Origin of the sequence: Marinobacter sp. S6332 (assembly GCF_023016045.1) — a bacterium.
In the GTDB taxonomy this organism is placed as follows: domain Bacteria; phylum Pseudomonadota; class Gammaproteobacteria; order Pseudomonadales; family Oleiphilaceae; genus Marinobacter.
Window position 1 is genome coordinate 98,675 of record NZ_JALKAP010000011.1, and the last position, 16,075, is coordinate 114,749.

Sequence of the window (16,075 nt, forward strand, 5' to 3'; positions counted from 1 at the left end):
GCCGCCTTTGTTCGTTCTAAGACTAACCTTTCTCAATCATTTCACGGTATCCCGCGCGAAAGTCCGGGTAGCGGAATGTAAACCCAGTTTGTAGCAATCGCCTGTTGTTGCAACGCTTGCTACCAGCGCGACCGCCCTTTCTGGCTTCAGCTACAGGGTCGGCGCAGGGCACCTGCTCGCGCACCCAATCGACCACTTCATCAAGGCGAACGGGCTCACAATCACTGGCCACATAGCAGCTATCCAGAGGTTTGCCTGCGAGTGCCAATGCATTGAGATGAACGACTGCCGCTGCGGCATCTTCTTCATGAATGCGGTTGCTGAACGGAGCAGGCCTCACCGGGTTCATGCGGCCTTCAATGACCTCCTCCAGAAAGCGTCGACGTGATGGTCCGTATATGCCGCTGAAGCGAACAATGGTGGCGGGGTGGCCGCTATCCATTGCTGTTCGTTCACCGGCAAGAATTTGCTGGCCCGTTACGCGGGTAGGGGAGGCAGTACTTGTTTCATCGACCAAACTCTCATCATCCTGAGCATAAACGCTGGTGCTGCTAATAAAAAACAACCGTTTTAACGGGTTGTTACCTAACGCTTCTAATAGGTTCGAGAGCCCGTGCACATAGGCATCGCGGTAACCTTTTTCGTCATAGCTGGAAGGCGTTAGGCAGTAGATAATCGTATCCAGATTATCTGGTAGCTTGCCAACTAGAGTTTCCGGGCGAGTTAAATCTGCACCTATACCCTCAACGCCTTCAGGCACTTTGGCAGGATTGCGACGTAATCCGTAAACCTGTGCTGACTCCTTTAGCATGCTGGCTATGGTGCCCCCGAGTTTGCCACAACCGGCTATGAGAATTCCTGGCTTACTATTGCGATCAGCGATTGCCATAGACAATATCAATCCTTATCCTCTAACTCATAAATAAGTGAAACTTCGCCTAGTATCCTTTTGACCGGAGATCACCATGACTCTTACCGAGTTACGATACGTCGTTACGCTTGCCCGTGAAAGGCATTTTGGCCGCGCTGCCGAGCGTTGCCACGTCAGCCAGCCGACACTCAGCGTTGCGGTCAAAAAGCTGGAAGACGAACTGGGCGTGCCCTTGTTCGAGCGCAGCAAAAGCAGCATTCGTGTGACCGAAACCGGCCAGCGCATTGTTGCGCAAGCTCAGCGGGTTTTGGATCAGGTAGGTGTAATCCGCGATATGGCTCAGGATGGTAAAAACCAGTTGAGCTCGCCGCTCAAGGTAGGTGCTATTTACACAATTGGGCCTTATCTATTTCCGCACTTGTTACCAGAGTTGCGCCGGGCAGCGCCGGAAATGCCGCTATACATAGAAGAGAACTACACCGCCAACCTGCGACAGAAACTGCGCCAATCCGAGCTTGACGCCATTATCATTGCGCTGCCATTTGAAGAGGCAGAAGTGCTGACCTTGCCTTTATACGATGAGCCCTTTGTTGTACTGCTACCAGCAGATCACCCGCTGGCAGATAAAAAACAGATCACCGGCGCAGAACTTGCTCGCGAACAGTTGCTACTACTCGGGCCAGGGCACTGCTTTCGGGACCAGATACTTGAGTCATGTCCGCCTCTAGTAGAGGCGGTTACCCGGCGAGCTGATGATGGTGCGCCATCTTTGGTAACTGAGGGCAGCTCACTGGAGACCATACGCCACATGGTCGCCTCCGGTTTGGGGATTACCGTGCTGCCATTGTCTGCAGCCACCGGCATGCAATACCAAAAGGATGTACTCGTAACCCGGCCTTTTGCTCCGCCTGTGCCATCCCGCACTGTCGCGCTGGCTTGGCGAGTAACCTTTCCGCGGCCGAAAGCTATTGATGTGCTCTCGCTTGCGGCAGGCCAGTGTCGAGTAATTGAAAAGGCGCAAGAAGACACTCCGGTTGCAGCCGCAACGGACTGATTGGAACCATGGCATCACTGGATGATATCCCCGTCACCGAACTCAAGGGCGTAGGAAACGCCCTTGCTGAAAAACTTGCCCGGTTGGGTATCTCTTCGCTGCAAGACTTGTTGTTCCACCTCCCCCATCGCTACGAAGACCGCACAAGAATCATACCCATGGGCAGCTTGAGAGTTGGCGATGTGGCGGTTGTAGAGGGCGAGGTGATGAAGTCGGATTTGGTAATGGGGCGTCGCCGCAGCCTGCAGGTTACCCTGAAAGATAGCAGTGGCTTTCTGGTGCTGCGGTTTTTCCACTTCAACGCCGCCCAGAAAAACCAGCTGTCAGAAGGCGCCCGGGTTCGCTGCTTCGGCGAAGTGCGGCCGGGACGCGCCGGATATGAGTTTTACCACCCGGAGTACCAAACCAACCCACCCGCTATGCCCTCAGGGGAGCAAGCAACGCTTACGCCGGTTTATCCACTGACCGAAGGCATACAGCAGCCCAGAGTCAGAGGCTTGTGTCAGCAGGCTTTGGGATACCTTCAGCGGCATCCCATACGCGAATGGCTGCCAACTGAGTTGCTGGCAGGCTATCAGCTACCGGGAATTACCGCAGCCGTCCAATTAGTGCACTCCCCCCCTGCCAGCGCGCCGGTTCATCTACTGATGGAAGGGCGCCACCCGGCACAGCAGCGTCTGGTGATGGAAGAGTTGCTGGCCCATCAATTAAGCATGTTGCAGGTTCGAGAACAGATTCAGGCCAGGCAGGCATTGCCCTTGCTTCCTACCGGCGATTTGCCTGAGCGGTTTTTGGATGTGTTGCCTTTTGCGCTTACGGGCGCTCAGCGTCAGGTTTTGCGTGAGATTCGGCAAGACCTCAGCCAACCACTGCCCATGCTGCGTCTAGTGCAGGGAGATGTTGGATCGGGTAAAACCGTGGTGGCTGCATTGGCGGCCATACAGACCATTGGTGCGGGCGCTCAGGTTGCGCTTATGGCGCCCACAGAAATATTGGCTGAGCAGCATTATCAGAATTTTTGTGGTTGGTTGGAGCCTCTGGGCATTCAGTTGGCGTGGCTGACCGGCAAAATCAAAGGCAAGGCCCGAAAAGAGACGCTAGAGGCAGTTCACTCGGGGGACGCCAGCGTTGTTATAGGCACCCATGCACTGTTTCAGGAAGATGTACTGTTTCATCGTTTAGCGTTGGTGATTGTGGATGAGCAGCACCGCTTTGGCGTGCACCAACGCTTGGCTTTGCGGGAAAAAGGCGTTGGTGGAACGCTGGCGCCGCACCAGTTGATCATGACAGCTACCCCAATTCCCCGTACCTTAGCCATGAGCGCCTATGCTGATCTAGATACCTCGGTGATTGATGAATTACCCCCCGGCCGCAAACCGGTTGAAACCATCGTTATTCCTGATGGCCGCCGGGAAGATGTCATTGAGCGTGTACGCGGTGCTTGCACAGAGGGTCGTCAAGCTTATTGGGTCTGTACCCTGATTGAAGAGTCGGAAGCCCTTCAGTGCCAAGCTGCAGAGGTAACCGCGCAGGAGCTGGCAGAGCGCCTTTCAGGTTTAAAGGTTGGGCTGGTCCACGGCCGCCTGAAGTCGGCAGAAAAGGCCGAAGTGATGAACCGCTTCAAACAGGGAGAGCTTGACCTATTGGTTGCCACCACGGTGATTGAGGTGGGAGTGGATGTGCCCAATGCCTCTCTGATCATTATTGAAAATCCGGAGCGTTTGGGGCTAGCGCAGCTGCACCAGCTTCGGGGCAGGGTGGGCAGAGGTGAGCAGGCCAGCTTCTGCGTTCTCATGTACCATCCTCCTTTGTCAGCCAACGGTAAAGCAAGGCTACAAGCCCTGCGTGAAAGTCAGGATGGCTTTGTGATCGCCGAGAAAGATTTGGAAATTCGTGGGCCGGGAGAGGTGCTAGGCACTCGCCAGACTGGCATGATGCAGTTTCGGCTGGCAGACTTTGAGCGTGACAAAGGTTGGATTGAACCGGTGCGGGAGATGGCACCGGGGCTTATGAAGCACCCTCAGCTAGTGCAGGCTCTAATCCGACGCTGGCTGGGAGAAAAAACACGTTACGGAGATGTTTAAACCGGTTTTGTGTTCGCGCCAACTAGGAGTGCATCCGTATGAACTGGTTCTATATCAACATTTATTGCTAAGTCATGCCCTATACTAAAGATCCAACGGCGGACATGGCCGGACTGTAAGCGGCGATACTCGGGAGAATATGATGGAATTACCTGTCACGGTACAACAGGCTCTGGGCGAATCTGTAAAAGGTGTTTCGCTTAGAGATACGCGTCAGGCTAACAGCCACGAGTTATTGCGAATGGTGCTGCTTCACGACGGCAAGGAAAACCTTCAAGCCATCTGCTGCAAAGACGATTTAATTGACCTTGAACAGCTGAACAAACAACTGGGGCGGGATTTCCGTCTTATGAAGCCCCGCGAACAAGTTCGTGTTAAAGAGCGCGCAGGGCTTCGGGAACTACCGGCGCTACCGTCTTTAACAGGCTGGCCCACCGTTGTGGATCGGCGGGTTAATGATTTGTCTTGTGTTGCTTTGGAGCTAGGGGAGCAAAACTTGGCGATGGTTATGCCCGCTGAAGAATTTCGTGCACTGACGAAAAACGCCGATCTTCGTTCGTTTACCGTGGCCTCTGAAAACATAGCCGTAAATCTTGATGACCCAGCTAACGATCTAAACCAACTGACCTTTGCGCTCAAAAAATTTACCAGTCTGCGCATTCAGCAGCGCCTAGAGGACACGTTAGAGCTTCCGCCACTGCCAGAAACGGCTCAGCGTATTATTCATCTGCGAGTAAACCCGAACGCGGTCATGGGAGACTTGGTGGATATTGTGGAAAGTGACCCCAGCTTGGCTGCTCAGGTGGTAAGTTGGGCGTCTTCCTCCTTTTATGCCGCCGCGGGGCAAGTGCGCTCTGTACACGATGCAGTATCAAGAGTGCTTGGCTTTGATATGGTGATGAACTTGGCCATGGGCCTGTCTTTGGGCCGAGCGCTCAAACAGCCGCAGGATCATCCGGACGGGTATGTAGACTATTGGCAACAAGCCATCTGGCAAGCCCAGTCGGCGGGTGTTCTGGCGAGCATGATGCCTCGCGGTGAGCGCCCGGTGTTTGGTTTGGCCTATCTCGCTGGCCTACTGCACAACTTTGGCTATCTTCTGTTGGCTCAAGTTTTTCCTCCCCACTTTAAGCTGGTTTGCCGTTCGCTAGAGGTAAACTCCAATATCGACTCCTCGGTAACCGAGCATTATCTTTTGGGTATTACCCGCGAACAAATTGCTGCCCAGCTTATGGAAAACTGGGGCATGCCAGATGAGGTAACCTTGGCCCTAAGGTATCAGAAGAATCCGAGCTACCGCGGTGCACACAGCGTTTATGCCCGGCTTTTGTGGTTGGGGCGTCAACTGCTAACGGCACGGGGTGTGCAATTAGGTGCATGTGAGCCTATTGGACAAGAAATTTATGACGAGTTGGGATTGGATCCTAAGCTGGTAGAGGCACAGTTTGATGAGTTGGTGGCGAGTAAAGACAATGTTATGGCCATGGCAGGCATGATGAATCAGTAAGCAGAGTCAGTAACAAAAAAGCCGGCCAAGAGGGCCGGCAAGGCTTCTGCTCATGGCAGAGTCGTCCGAACGAAAACAGGAGAAACAACGCAGAGCAACCACCCGTGCAACAATTAATGCTCTGTCACTTTTAAAGTTAGACAAAATCTGCGAAAAGAAAAGCCCTTGTCTCGCTACTCAAAAAGCTGACTGCACCGTCATTTTTTTAGGCTAGGCAAACTTATGATATCCAAGCAATAAAAAAACGTTGTCGCTCTTTTGTGTTACAAAATGACACAAATGTAAACAAAGTTAAAAGCGGTGGTTTCGTAAAGCCGTTGCAGCGCGGCGAATTTCATCTGCGTGGCGCTTTTCTACTTCAAATCGCTCTTTGTCCATCTTTTCTACAAAACGGACTTCGGTATCCTGCCGAGCTTGGTGGGTCGGCATATGGCGGAGTTTTTCATGCACCTCCATAAATACACGGAAGGGCGATTTCTCCATCAATTCAGGCGCAACATGGTCGAGCAAGCCCTTTATGCGCAAGCAAGCTTCGGAGTACTCGACCTGGTCTTCCTCTATCGCCATGGCGATAACCTTAATGCTATCGACCATATCTTGACGCCGCTTCGCCTTAAACGCCTCAGCCTTCTGCTGGCGCCTACGGTTTTCAGCCAACATCGTCATTTGCCGCCGTATAAAGCCCAGCAAGGCAATGATGGCGATAGCACCGGCACTAATCAGGCTCCACTGTAGCCATTGAGGCATGCTGTTCTCCCTGTGTGGTTCGAGCGGATGTGGACGGCTGTTTTGAGTGCAAGACTTTGACAGTTACCGGCTGTCCGTTCAATACGGATGTACCCGCTACCGGATCGATATGCTGATCACTCAACACATCGTTAATACTTGCGCCAGCGTGGGCTGATGCCGTGGTTTGCTGTGTTCCGTCGCGGTCATGACCCCAGCCGTGGGGAATAGAAACAACGCCGGGCATCATGTCGCTCGTAATTTCTACAGGCAACAGAATACAACGATTCTCGGCACGGATCTCTGCGTCGCATCCGGCTTGAAGCCCCAACCTGCTCGCATCATCCGGGTTTACCAAAAGTGTGCAGCGATCTTTGCCTTTAACCAACCTGCGGCTGTTATGCATCCAGGAGTTATTACTGCGCACATGGCGCCTGCCAACTAGTAAGAGTTCGCCGGGTGAAACGGGCGCAGAGAGTTGCTGGTGCAGGCGCTCTACATCTTTTAGATAGCGCCGTGGGGCTAGGTTGATTTTTCCATCCCGGGTGAATAGGCGGTTCGCCAATGCAGGTCGCAAAGCGCCTAGGTCAACCCCGCTGGGGTTTTCTTTCAAGCGTTTGAGGGAAAGGCCTTTGGGTAATGCCTTCCACTGTGGATTGAGAGAGCTCAACTTAGCCAACCCTTTCAACGGGTGATGTTTGGGCAGAAAATCCAGGATCAAACCTGTGGCCGGTTCCAGAATTCCGCGCACCCGGCTGGTATCTGCACCATAGGGGCCAGTGCGCAGAAGCAAATCAACGAGCGAGTCTGGGCCAACTCGTTTGAATGCCTGCCAGCTCAGCTCTGAACGCAGGGGCAACTTGTTGCCTTTACGCAGTTTCTCCAATCGGTGAGCAAGTTCCAACAGAATTTGCCAATCATGGCGGCTGTCCGGGCCAGCATCAAAAAGTGCCTCGCTGTATTTGGATACGTTACGAACCGCCAGCATGTTGAACACGATGTCGTAATGGCTGCGCTCAAGCGCAGCGGTAGGGGGCAGAATAATATCCGCGTGGCGTGTGGTTTCGTTAATGTAGTAATCCACCGAAACCATAAAATCCAGCCCGCTCAGTGCTTCATCTAGTCTCCGCCCATTGGGGCTTGAAAGTACCGGGTTACCCGCTACGGTTACGAACGCCCGAATTTGCCCCTCGCCCGGAGTGAGGATTTCGTCGGCCATAGTGCTTGCAGGGTATTCGCCGGCAAACTCCGGCAAGCCTTTCACCCGGCTGTGCCGCTTGCCAAAGTGCCCTCGCTGTCCGGACATGGCTCCCAGAGCAATAAGATCAATAGCGGGCTGAGTGAACATAACACCCCCAACGCTATCGAGCTTTCCGGTAAGAATGTTTAAACAATAAGCGAGCCAGGTCGCAATACTCCCGAAGGTTTGGGTACTGGTCCCCATGCGGGTATAAAGCGCCGCTTTAGGCGTGTTGGCAAGCTGATGCGCCAGATCACGTATGCTGGCTGCGGCAATTCCGGTAGTTTCAGCGACTGCCTCAGGGGTGAAGGGCAGGGCGGCCAAACGTAGTAGGTCCAGATCTTTTATGAACTGCTCTGCAGGCCCCGGGTGAACCAAACCGTCCGAAAACAAGGTGTTCACCATGGCCATTAACAGGAATGCATCCGTACCCGGGCGGATAAAATGAAACTCTTCGGCCAGTTGTGCGGTTTCAGTGCGCCGTGGATCCACCACAATCATCTTGCCGCCGCGCTGTCTCAGCGCTTTTAGCCTGCCGCGAAAATCCGGCACAGTCATCAAACTGCCGTTGGAGGCCATGGGGTTGCCACCAATGCAGATAAACAACTCTGTGTTATCGATATCCGGGATAGGGAACAGAACCTGATGACCGAACATCTCCAAACTCGCAAGCATATGCGGAAGCTGGTCGTTAGACGTTGCCGAAAAGCGGTTCTGGGAGCCAATGGCCCGAAGGAACGGCATGGTAGCGATTAACGAACTGTGGTTGTGCGCATTCGGGTTGCCAAGGTATACGCCGATACTGTTTCGGCCATGGGCTGAGCGGGTACTGTGAAGCTTTTCGGCGACAGTCGCGAACGCCTCATCCCACTCAATCTCTTGCCAACCTGTAGGCGTTTTGCGAACCGGCTTGCGTAAGCGTTCTGGGTCTTCGTGCAGGTCTTTCAGGGCTACTGCCTTAGGGCAAATGTGGCCCCGACTCAAAGGGTCGTTATCATCCCCTCGGATAGACACAATCTTGCCTGCTTTTACCTCAATGGCAACGCCACACATAGCTTCGCATAGGTGACAAGTGCGGTAATGAGTGCCGTGTTGCATGGGGGCTCTCCCGAGATTTTTGTTATTGGAGTTGGGTTTCGTTGTGCAACCAGATTAGCAGGAAAGTACCGATGGTGGGAAACGGGGAGGGAAAATCAAGAACTGTTAACGGAGGAGTAAAAGGCACAAACCCTACAGGTATTGTAGGGTTTGCGAGGGCTTGGCAGGTTTAGCTTGCCATTGACGCTTCATAGTCACGAATCATGTTGTAAAGTTGATCTTTCAAGCTTATTCGCTTCTTTTTCTGCTCTTCCAGATACTCATCGGAGGTTGTCTCAACTCCTTGTTCGATACGATACACTTCGTGATCGATGTCTTGATAGGATTCGAAAAGTTTCGCAAAGTGATTATCGGTTGTCTTCAGAGTATGAATGGCGTCCTTAGACTCTGGAAAGTCGTGCGCAAGATCGTGTTTTTCAAGTGGCATTCGTTCGTGCTCCAAGTTGTTCGGTGTTTTGCTTCAAGCCAATTTCTAGCTTAGCGCATTTGCTTTAGGCGTATCTGACCTAGCTCAGTTTCCACGAGTTTCGATATTGCCGTCTTTGTCTGAAATAACGATTTCGACGCGACGGTTTTGCTGTCTGCCAAGGTCGGTGTCGTTACTAGCAACAGGGTACTGCTCGCCAAAGCCTCGTACTTCAACCCGGCGACGGTCTATGCCTTGGGCTACCAATTCATCACGAACCGCTTGTGCCCGACGCTCTGACAGCTGTTGGTTGTACGACTCGTCACCAGTGCTGTCGGTATAACCTTCTACGCGTACTCTGCGCTCTTCATATTCCTTCATGAACTGGGTTAGGCGCGCAATGGTTTGCTCTCCCGACGCTTTTAGGTCGGCTTTGTTTAAATCGAAAAGTACATCGCCAAGCGTCAGCACCATGCCGCGATCTGTGCGTTCGGCTTGTAGTTCTTCCATTTGCTTGCGCAGCATTTCGGCTTCCCGGCGGGCCTGCTCGGCTTCCATTTGGGCTCTTTGGGCTTCGCTGGAGCGCTGCTCTAGCATTAACACACGGCGGCGCTCTTCAGCCGAATCAATCTGCTTTTGTAACCTTGCACGCTGCCCCTGCTCGTTAGCAATTTCGGCATGGCGGTTGGCAAGATAGGCTGCGTGCTCAATACGAACAGTGTCTTTGCCTTCCTCCAGCAAATACTCAGCCCGCTGCAATTCATCTCTGGCGTTGCGGAGCTGGCGGTTGCCGCTGCGAGCAACATCGGGATCATTCTTAATCTTGGCGTAGGATGCGCGGGCCTCAGTTACCATCGCATTTTCAGGTGGCGTTGAGGCACAGCCTGAAATCATTACAGACAAGCCCACAGCCACGCCCAGTGTTATGTTGCGTTTTTTCATAACAGTCTCCTTCCTAAGATATGGCAATTACTGGCTTTGATTGATTTGCTTGCGCATGGACTCAATATTTCGATTGATCTCTTCTACAGCCTGTTTTGCTTTTGCTGTGTCCGCGCGTGCAGCCGCCAGTTGGGCATCTACTTCGGCTTGCTCCAGCAGCCTTTCCGCCTGTGTGTACTTTTCCTGATCAATCATTTTTTTCGCATCGGCGACTTTATTCTGGGCATCGTTGAGCAGAATTGGCTCAAATTCACGAGCATCTGCAGCAACGGCCTGCTGAAGAGAGTTCTCTGCCGACTGAAGCTCTGCTGTTGGTGGCTTGCCGGGGCTGGCGCAGCCGCTCAAGGTAAGCGCTATACCGGCAATGCCGGCGGTGTATAACTTCGACTTATGCTTAATCATGCACGATCTCCTTTCGGCGAAATAACTGCAAGGCAGGACAGTGTTCCTTTTGCGAAACTTTCCTACCATCAGATTTGACGGATTCTTTTGAACGGCGAGATGAACCGTAAAATGCAGGGCGCCAAACGCACCTTGCTTGCTAGTTTAGCAGCATGCTGGAAATCAACCATGACTTGTTCGCAATAAACATAGCTTGATGGACATTAGTATAGGTGTGGTTTGTCTGCAAAAAGATGGCGTAACTATTTGTAAAATAATAATTTATTTTGGGGATGTTAGGGGTGAAGTACCTGTCACAAAGTAGGCATGACAAAAGGAGATACATGTCAGCCGCCGCGTGGGGTGCGTTGGACACTAATGATTTAATGGAATTGGTCATGCCACTATGTTGCGGCCGGAGGTTGAGATCATGAAATGGCCGCAATCCACTTAGCAACCGCCTCTTTTGATCCTAGAGTGAATTTCCCACACTGGTGTACGCCCTCGCATGCGGACGCTGGAGAGTGCTTGCATTGAGTTGATTTTGACTACTACGCCAAACTGTAGGCGTTAGTTCATTCCGTTTGGGGTTGCCGATCTGTGTGGAATCCAAGGCGAGAGTATTTCCGATCGAAGGCGCAGAATGCTTCGAATGGGGCGCTTCTTGATGATCGGTTATTGTTTGAATTTGACAAGGATAATAAAGACCTGATCAACGCTGGCTGTCTTCCCGAGTGCCACTCTGGTTATCTGGCACTTTCCCCGAAAACGCCTGACTGATTTCCTTCAAGGACTTCGCTTCCCCCGATTCCAGCATCGCTAACCAGCGGTGGCCTCTTGGGTACGGCCATCTCTTTGATTCCACGCATACGCCGATCAGCAAGGCGGAAGCCGAGGTCTGGGCTACCGCAGCAATGGAGCTTTGGCGCTGGGTCTATGGCGGCGGAAAAGTGCTGCCGGGGCTGGTTTACAGACGTGTTGCAGAGGCAAAACTGCTCGATCAATGAACTGCTAAATTTCTCCCGACTCACGCAACATCTTACTGGCTCAGGCGCCATAGCGCGTGTACAAATTAAATCATTTGCAGGAAATCAAGGCTGCTGTCCCTGACAATCAATGTCGCCCGTATTTTCATCAGATCGGCTCGGAGTGAGCGCATCCCCTCGCTCCGCGTAGCGCTTGGCCATCACCGCGCACACGAACAGCTGAAGCTGGTGATAGAACATGATGGGCAGTACCAGCACGCCCATGGCGGGGTTGCCTGCAAATAGCAGCTTGGCCATGGGCACACCCGAGGCTAGCGTCTTCTTGGAGCCGCAGAACACGGCCACGATCTCGTCCTCAACCGGAAAGTTCAGGGTCTTGGCGATGCGCTTGGTCAGCCACAGGAATGGGAACAAGAACAGGCACACGCCCACGGTCGTCATCACCATCAGGCTAAGGCCATGCTGGCTCCAAAAGCCATCGGCCACCGAGTCGCTGAACGCGCTCAGCACCAGCAGCAGGATCACGGTGCGGTCGACCTTGGTCGTCCACGGTTTGATCTTCTGGAACCACGCGCCCACCACCGGGCGCAACAACTGACCCAGCACGAAGGGCAGCAGCAGCATCTGTGCCACCCTGAGCATGGTATCGCCCACGTCCATGGCTTGGCCGTCGGCCGCACCGCTGAACATCAGGCTGGCCAGCAGCGGGGTCAGCACCACGCCCAGCAAGGTCGACAAACTGGCGTTGAGCACGGCCGCCGCCACGTTGCCGCGCGCCAGCGCTGTCATCGCCACAGACGATGACACCGTGGATGGCAGCACCGCCAGGTAGAAGAAGCCCAGCAGCAAGTCATGCGGTATGAAGCGGCCCACCAGCGCATTGAGCAACAGCCACCACAGCGGAAAGAGCGCAAAGGTGCTGAGCTGCACCATCAGGTGCAGCTTCCAGCGCGATGCCCCATGCTTGAGGCTGTCGGTGCTCAGGCCCATGCCGTGCAGGAAGAAGATCAGGAAGATGCCGATGTTGCCCACCACGTCCAGGCGCAGCAGACCACCTGTGCGGCCCAGATCCGGGGCGATGGAGGCCAGCGCCACCGCTCCCACCATGCCGATCAAGAACCAGTCGGCTGCGCCGCTCTGGTGCTTGCGGCTCGCCATGCGTGCGCCTGCCATTTGTTTCAACGATTTCAACACCTTCACCATCTCGATCTCATCAAGTCATCCAATCAAATGGAACGGTCGCACCCGCAGTGCAGGCGCGACCGTTCACATTCACGTGATGGCCCTCGGACGGGGCCCGCGCTCACCTCGATGCCAAGCGCTCCTTGGCCAGCTTCGTGCCTTCGGCCAGAGCTTGCAGCTTGCGCTCCGCCACCTCACGCGGCATGGGCGCCATGCCGCAGTTCGTGCAGGGAAACAGTCGCTCTTTGGGCACGAACTGCAAGGCCTGGCCGATGGCGTCAGCAACTTCCGCTGGCGTCTCGACCACATCGCTGGCCACATCGATCACGCCGACCAGAACGTCCTTGCCCTCCAGCAACTTGAGTAGCTCAAGTGGCACATGCGAATGCATGCACTCCAGGCTCACCTGGTCGATGCGGCTCTTGGCCAGCGCGGGAAACACCAGTTCGTACTGACGCCATTCTTCGCCTAAGGTGCTCTTCCAGTCAGTGTTGGCCTGGATCCCGTAGCCATAGCAGATGTGCACCGCACTCTTGCAGGTCAGGCCCTGCGCCGCGCGCTCCAGCGCCTTCACACCCCAGTCGTCGGCATCCTTCATGTAGACATTGAAGGCGGGCTCGTCGAACTGGATGACGTCCACGCCATCAGCCTGCAGCGCCAGCGCCTCCTGGTTGAGCAACTCGGCAAAAGTAAAGGCCAGCTTGGCCTTGTCCCCGTAGAAGCGGTCAGCCACCGTGTCGACGATGGTCATCGGGCCCGGCAGGGTGAACTTGAGTTTCTTCTTCGTGTGGGCGCGCGCCAGTTGCGCCTCGAAGGCGTGGACGCGGCCCTTCATGCGCAGCTTTGATACCACCTGCGGCACCATCGCGTCGTAGCGGTTGTCGCGGATGCCCATCTTCACTTTATTGTCGAAGTCGATGCCCTCGACCTGCTCCAGAAAACCGTGCACGAAGTGCTGCCGAGATTGTTCGCCGTCGCAAACGATGTCCAGACCGGCGTCTTCCTGGGCCTTGATCCACAACAGGGTCGCGTCGGCCTTGGCCTGGATGAGTGCGTCGCCTTCAGCCGCCCATTTGGGCCAGAGCTTGTTGGTTTCAGCCAGCCAGGCGGGCTTGGGCAGGCTGCCGACGATGGAAGTCTCAAACATGGAGGATTCCTTATAAGGTAAATAGTGGTCAGATCAATGCGTGGCTTCGGCGGCCCATTGCTCAAGGATGTGCTGGTGCGGCTTGATGAACTGCTCTTGCGTAAATTTGCCCTGCTTGACGGCCAACTGGCTGCGCTCCGCCCGGTCATAGACGATCTGCGTCAACGAGCAATCGTCACGATTCAGGCTTGGGTGATAAACCTGCCCTGCCACGGAGTTGGCGTTGTAGATCTCGGGACGGTAGATGCGCTGGAAAGCCTCCATCGTGCTGATGGTGCCGATCAGTTCGAGATCCGTGTAGTCGCTCAGCAGGTCGCCAAAGAAGTAAAAGGCCAAGGGGGCCACGCTCTTGGGCGGCATGAAGAAGCGAACCTGCATCCCCATTTTCGCGAAGTATTGATCGGTCAAGGACAGCTCGTTTTGCTGGTACTCCACGCCCAGGATGGGGTGGTGATTGACCGTGCGCCGGTAGGTTTTGCTGGTCGACACGCTCAGACAAACGACTGGAAGCTTGCTGAAGCGTTCCTGGTAGGCACGGGAGTTAACGAAGTGCTTGAAAAGCGTGCCATGCAGGACGCCAAAGTTGTCGGGGAGGCTGAACTCGGCCCGGTCGGCGTTGTGCTCGGGTAGCACGACGCTGAAGTCGTAATCACGCACATACGACGAGAAGTTATTGCCCACGATGCCGTCGATACGACGGTTCAACTTCTTATCGACGATGTAGGTCTTCAAGATCTCGAAAGAGGGAAATGCCGCGTCGGTCTGCACACCAATATCCAGCTCGACGGAGATGATCTCCAGCTCGACGGCGTAGCGATCACCGGTGGGGTTGTCCCAATGCGCCAGGTCGTTGAAACGATTGTCGATCATCTTCAGCGTTCTGCGCAGGTTTTTCTGCCGACTCTCTCCACGTGCTAGGTTGGCAAAATTAGTCGTCAGGCGGGTACTGTCCGACGGGACATAGTGCTCATCGAAACGGATGCTCTTGAGGCTATAAGTAAAATCTGTGTTCATGACTATTCTCGAAACGGATTAGCTGAATAAATGACGATGGATGATTCAAACCGCCAGTGAGCGTTCAGCGTTGGAGGAAATGCTGTGTTGCGTCAGTTCCAACAGGGGCAATGCCCGTTGAACCGCCAATCTGGCTCGCTCGTTCACGGCCTCGTCGCTCAGGCGGCGATCCACGAAATCCTTGTCGGTGGCGTAGACGCCCAGGGGCAACGTGCGTGCCTGGAAAAAGCTGAACAGCGGCCGCAGTTGATGGTCGATCACCAGGGCGTGGCGCTCGCTGCCGCCATTGGCGGCCAGCAACACCGGCGTGTCGATCAGGGCCTCTTGCTCAATGAGGTCGAAGAAGTGCTTGAACAGGCCCGTGTACGAACCACGGAAAACCGGGCTGACGACGACCAGTACATCGGCCTGCTCGGCCGCTGCCAACGCCTGTTCCACAGAGGCAGGTACCTGAGTGCGCCAGACCGAGCCGGTGAGCTGTGGCGCTATCAAACCCAAATCGACCAAGTGCGGGAAGCACGACACCTGATCAGCAATTAAGTCAAGCAGGTGCTGGGCCAGACCTGCCGATTTGGAGGGGCTTTGAAGTCCGCCGGAAACCGCCACGACGCGAAGTGGACGTGTCATTTTGGCGTTCAGGTCAGCCGACCAGGGCGACGCTGCTTGGCGAGCCATCCCCCCAGCCTCCGGGAAATTCGAATTTTTAGACAGTGTCATAGCCGCTCCGATGCATGCAAACAAACGATGGGCGCCATTTTCCCGACCTGATTCAATGAAGTAAAATGGTATTAATTCACCAACCCATGAACAGGAATCATTGATTGCTTTAGCGCATCGGTATGGAATGCCACCCTTGCTACTAGTGGCTACTCAAGGTGGTCTCGCCTTACCTCACGGCTTGGCCGGACGTGGAGGTGGACGTGAAACAGGAATTCCAGTTCGATGGCATTAGCGCCCTGTTTGGCTACGAGATCGATCTGCTGGTACCACCTGATCCGCTGTTCAAGCCAGACCTGAAGTTCGAGCCAGTGTTTGACTACGAGCAGGTGCTCGTCGTGGCCAAGCGCCACAAAGCCATTGAAACCACCGACATCATGGTGCAAATGGTGGCCAGCGGCCGTGGCGTGCCGGGCGCTGAGGGCGTCGCAGTGCTTGCGCGTTATGCCGCCTTTTGCGGCGTCAGCACCTGCGCATCGATGTGGTCCAAGTACGGAGTCTCCATCGGCAAGCTGTTCGGCACGGCAGGTGCGTTCACGCGATTGATCGTCCAGAGCTGGAACAGTTAGTCCATCTGATCGATTGCCAGATTCTTGAGATACGACCAAGCACTCAACTGTGGCAGAAAAAGCCACGGATCTGAGGTGCTACGAATGTTCGCTTTTGTTTAAGAGCGGTGGCCAAGACTAGGGGTAATGTCATCATAATCCGGTCGAGAGG

Annotated in this window: 14 protein-coding genes and 1 pseudogene; 4 read left to right on the forward strand and 11 right to left on the reverse strand. The window is 54.5% G+C overall.

Going from position 1 to position 16,075, the window contains the following annotated elements:
* Window positions 1-22 precede the first annotated feature (22 nt).
* Entirely contained in the window at window positions 23-889 is an 867-nt protein-coding gene (locus tag MWU62_RS15135; protein WP_247115677.1) for an NAD-dependent epimerase/dehydratase family protein, read from the reverse strand.
* Window positions 890-965: 76 nt separating this feature from the next.
* On the opposite strand from MWU62_RS15135, the gene MWU62_RS15140 reads away from it, so the two are divergent.
* The 3 genes from MWU62_RS15140 to MWU62_RS15150 all read left to right on the forward strand — a co-directional run bounded on the left by MWU62_RS15140 (window position 966) and on the right by MWU62_RS15150 (window position 5,516).
* Entirely contained in the window at window positions 966-1,925 is a 960-nt protein-coding gene (locus tag MWU62_RS15140) for a hydrogen peroxide-inducible genes activator (protein WP_247115678.1), read from the forward strand.
* Window positions 1,926-1,933: 8 nt separating this feature from the next.
* Complete coding sequence (gene recG, locus MWU62_RS15145) at window positions 1,934-4,009, forward strand: ATP-dependent DNA helicase RecG (protein ID WP_247115679.1); 2,076 nt, start codon at window positions 1,934-1,936, stop codon at window positions 4,007-4,009.
* Between the two features lie 142 nt (window positions 4,010-4,151).
* Window positions 4,152-5,516 (forward strand): HDOD domain-containing protein, encoded by a 1,365-nt coding sequence (locus tag MWU62_RS15150; RefSeq protein ID WP_247115719.1) that lies wholly within the window; start codon window positions 4,152-4,154, stop codon window positions 5,514-5,516.
* A gap of 291 nt (window positions 5,517-5,807) precedes the next feature.
* Here the strand turns inward: MWU62_RS15150 and MWU62_RS15155 are convergent, their stop codons facing one another.
* The 10 genes from MWU62_RS15155 to msuE form a co-directional block, all read right to left on the reverse strand.
* A complete protein-coding gene (locus MWU62_RS15155) occupies window positions 5,808-6,263 on the reverse strand; it encodes a DUF2489 domain-containing protein (protein ID WP_247115680.1) in 456 nt (151 codons plus the stop codon).
* Window positions 6,232-8,580, reverse strand: a complete 2,349-nt coding sequence (locus MWU62_RS15160; RefSeq protein WP_247115681.1) for a molybdopterin-dependent oxidoreductase — start codon at window positions 8,578-8,580, stop codon at window positions 6,232-6,234. Before MWU62_RS15160 ends, MWU62_RS15155 begins: the two co-directional genes overlap by 32 nt.
* 169 nt (window positions 8,581-8,749) lie before the next feature.
* Window positions 8,750-9,007, reverse strand: coding sequence for a DUF465 domain-containing protein (locus MWU62_RS15165; protein WP_247115682.1), 258 nt, complete (start codon window positions 9,005-9,007; stop codon window positions 8,750-8,752).
* A gap of 84 nt (window positions 9,008-9,091) precedes the next feature.
* Window positions 9,092-9,928, reverse strand: coding sequence for an OmpA family protein (locus MWU62_RS15170; protein ID WP_247115683.1), 837 nt, complete (start codon window positions 9,926-9,928; stop codon window positions 9,092-9,094).
* 27 nt (window positions 9,929-9,955) lie between these two features.
* On the reverse strand, window positions 9,956-10,330 hold the full coding sequence (locus tag MWU62_RS15175; RefSeq protein ID WP_247115684.1) for a DUF4398 domain-containing protein: 375 nt from the start codon (window positions 10,328-10,330) through the stop codon (window positions 9,956-9,958).
* Between the two features lie 691 nt (window positions 10,331-11,021).
* Entirely contained in the window at window positions 11,022-11,174 is a 153-nt protein-coding gene (locus MWU62_RS15180; RefSeq protein ID WP_247115685.1) for a hypothetical protein, read from the reverse strand.
* 226 nt (window positions 11,175-11,400) lie between these two features.
* Window positions 11,401-12,453, reverse strand: a complete 1,053-nt coding sequence (locus tag MWU62_RS15185) for a bile acid:sodium symporter family protein (RefSeq protein ID WP_247115720.1) — start codon at window positions 12,451-12,453, stop codon at window positions 11,401-11,403.
* A 145-nt stretch (window positions 12,454-12,598) separates the two neighbouring features.
* Window positions 12,599-13,624 carry a methionine synthase gene (locus MWU62_RS15190; protein ID WP_247115686.1) on the reverse strand — a complete coding sequence of 342 codons (1,026 nt, stop codon included), beginning with the start codon at window positions 13,622-13,624 and terminating at the stop codon, window positions 12,599-12,601.
* A 33-nt stretch (window positions 13,625-13,657) separates the two neighbouring features.
* Window positions 13,658-14,638, reverse strand: coding sequence for a DUF1852 domain-containing protein (locus tag MWU62_RS15195; protein WP_247115687.1), 981 nt, complete (start codon window positions 14,636-14,638; stop codon window positions 13,658-13,660).
* A gap of 45 nt (window positions 14,639-14,683) precedes the next feature.
* Window positions 14,684-15,265: an FMN reductase gene (gene msuE, locus MWU62_RS15200; RefSeq protein ID WP_247115721.1), complete on the reverse strand. Its 582-nt coding sequence runs from the start codon at window positions 15,263-15,265 to the stop codon at window positions 14,684-14,686.
* A gap of 203 nt (window positions 15,266-15,468) precedes the next feature.
* Between msuE and MWU62_RS15205 the strand changes: the two are divergent.
* Window positions 15,469-15,924: pseudogene (locus tag MWU62_RS15205) on the forward strand (LysR substrate-binding domain-containing protein); the annotation flags it as partial.
* Between the last annotated feature and the right edge of the window lie 151 nt (window positions 15,925-16,075).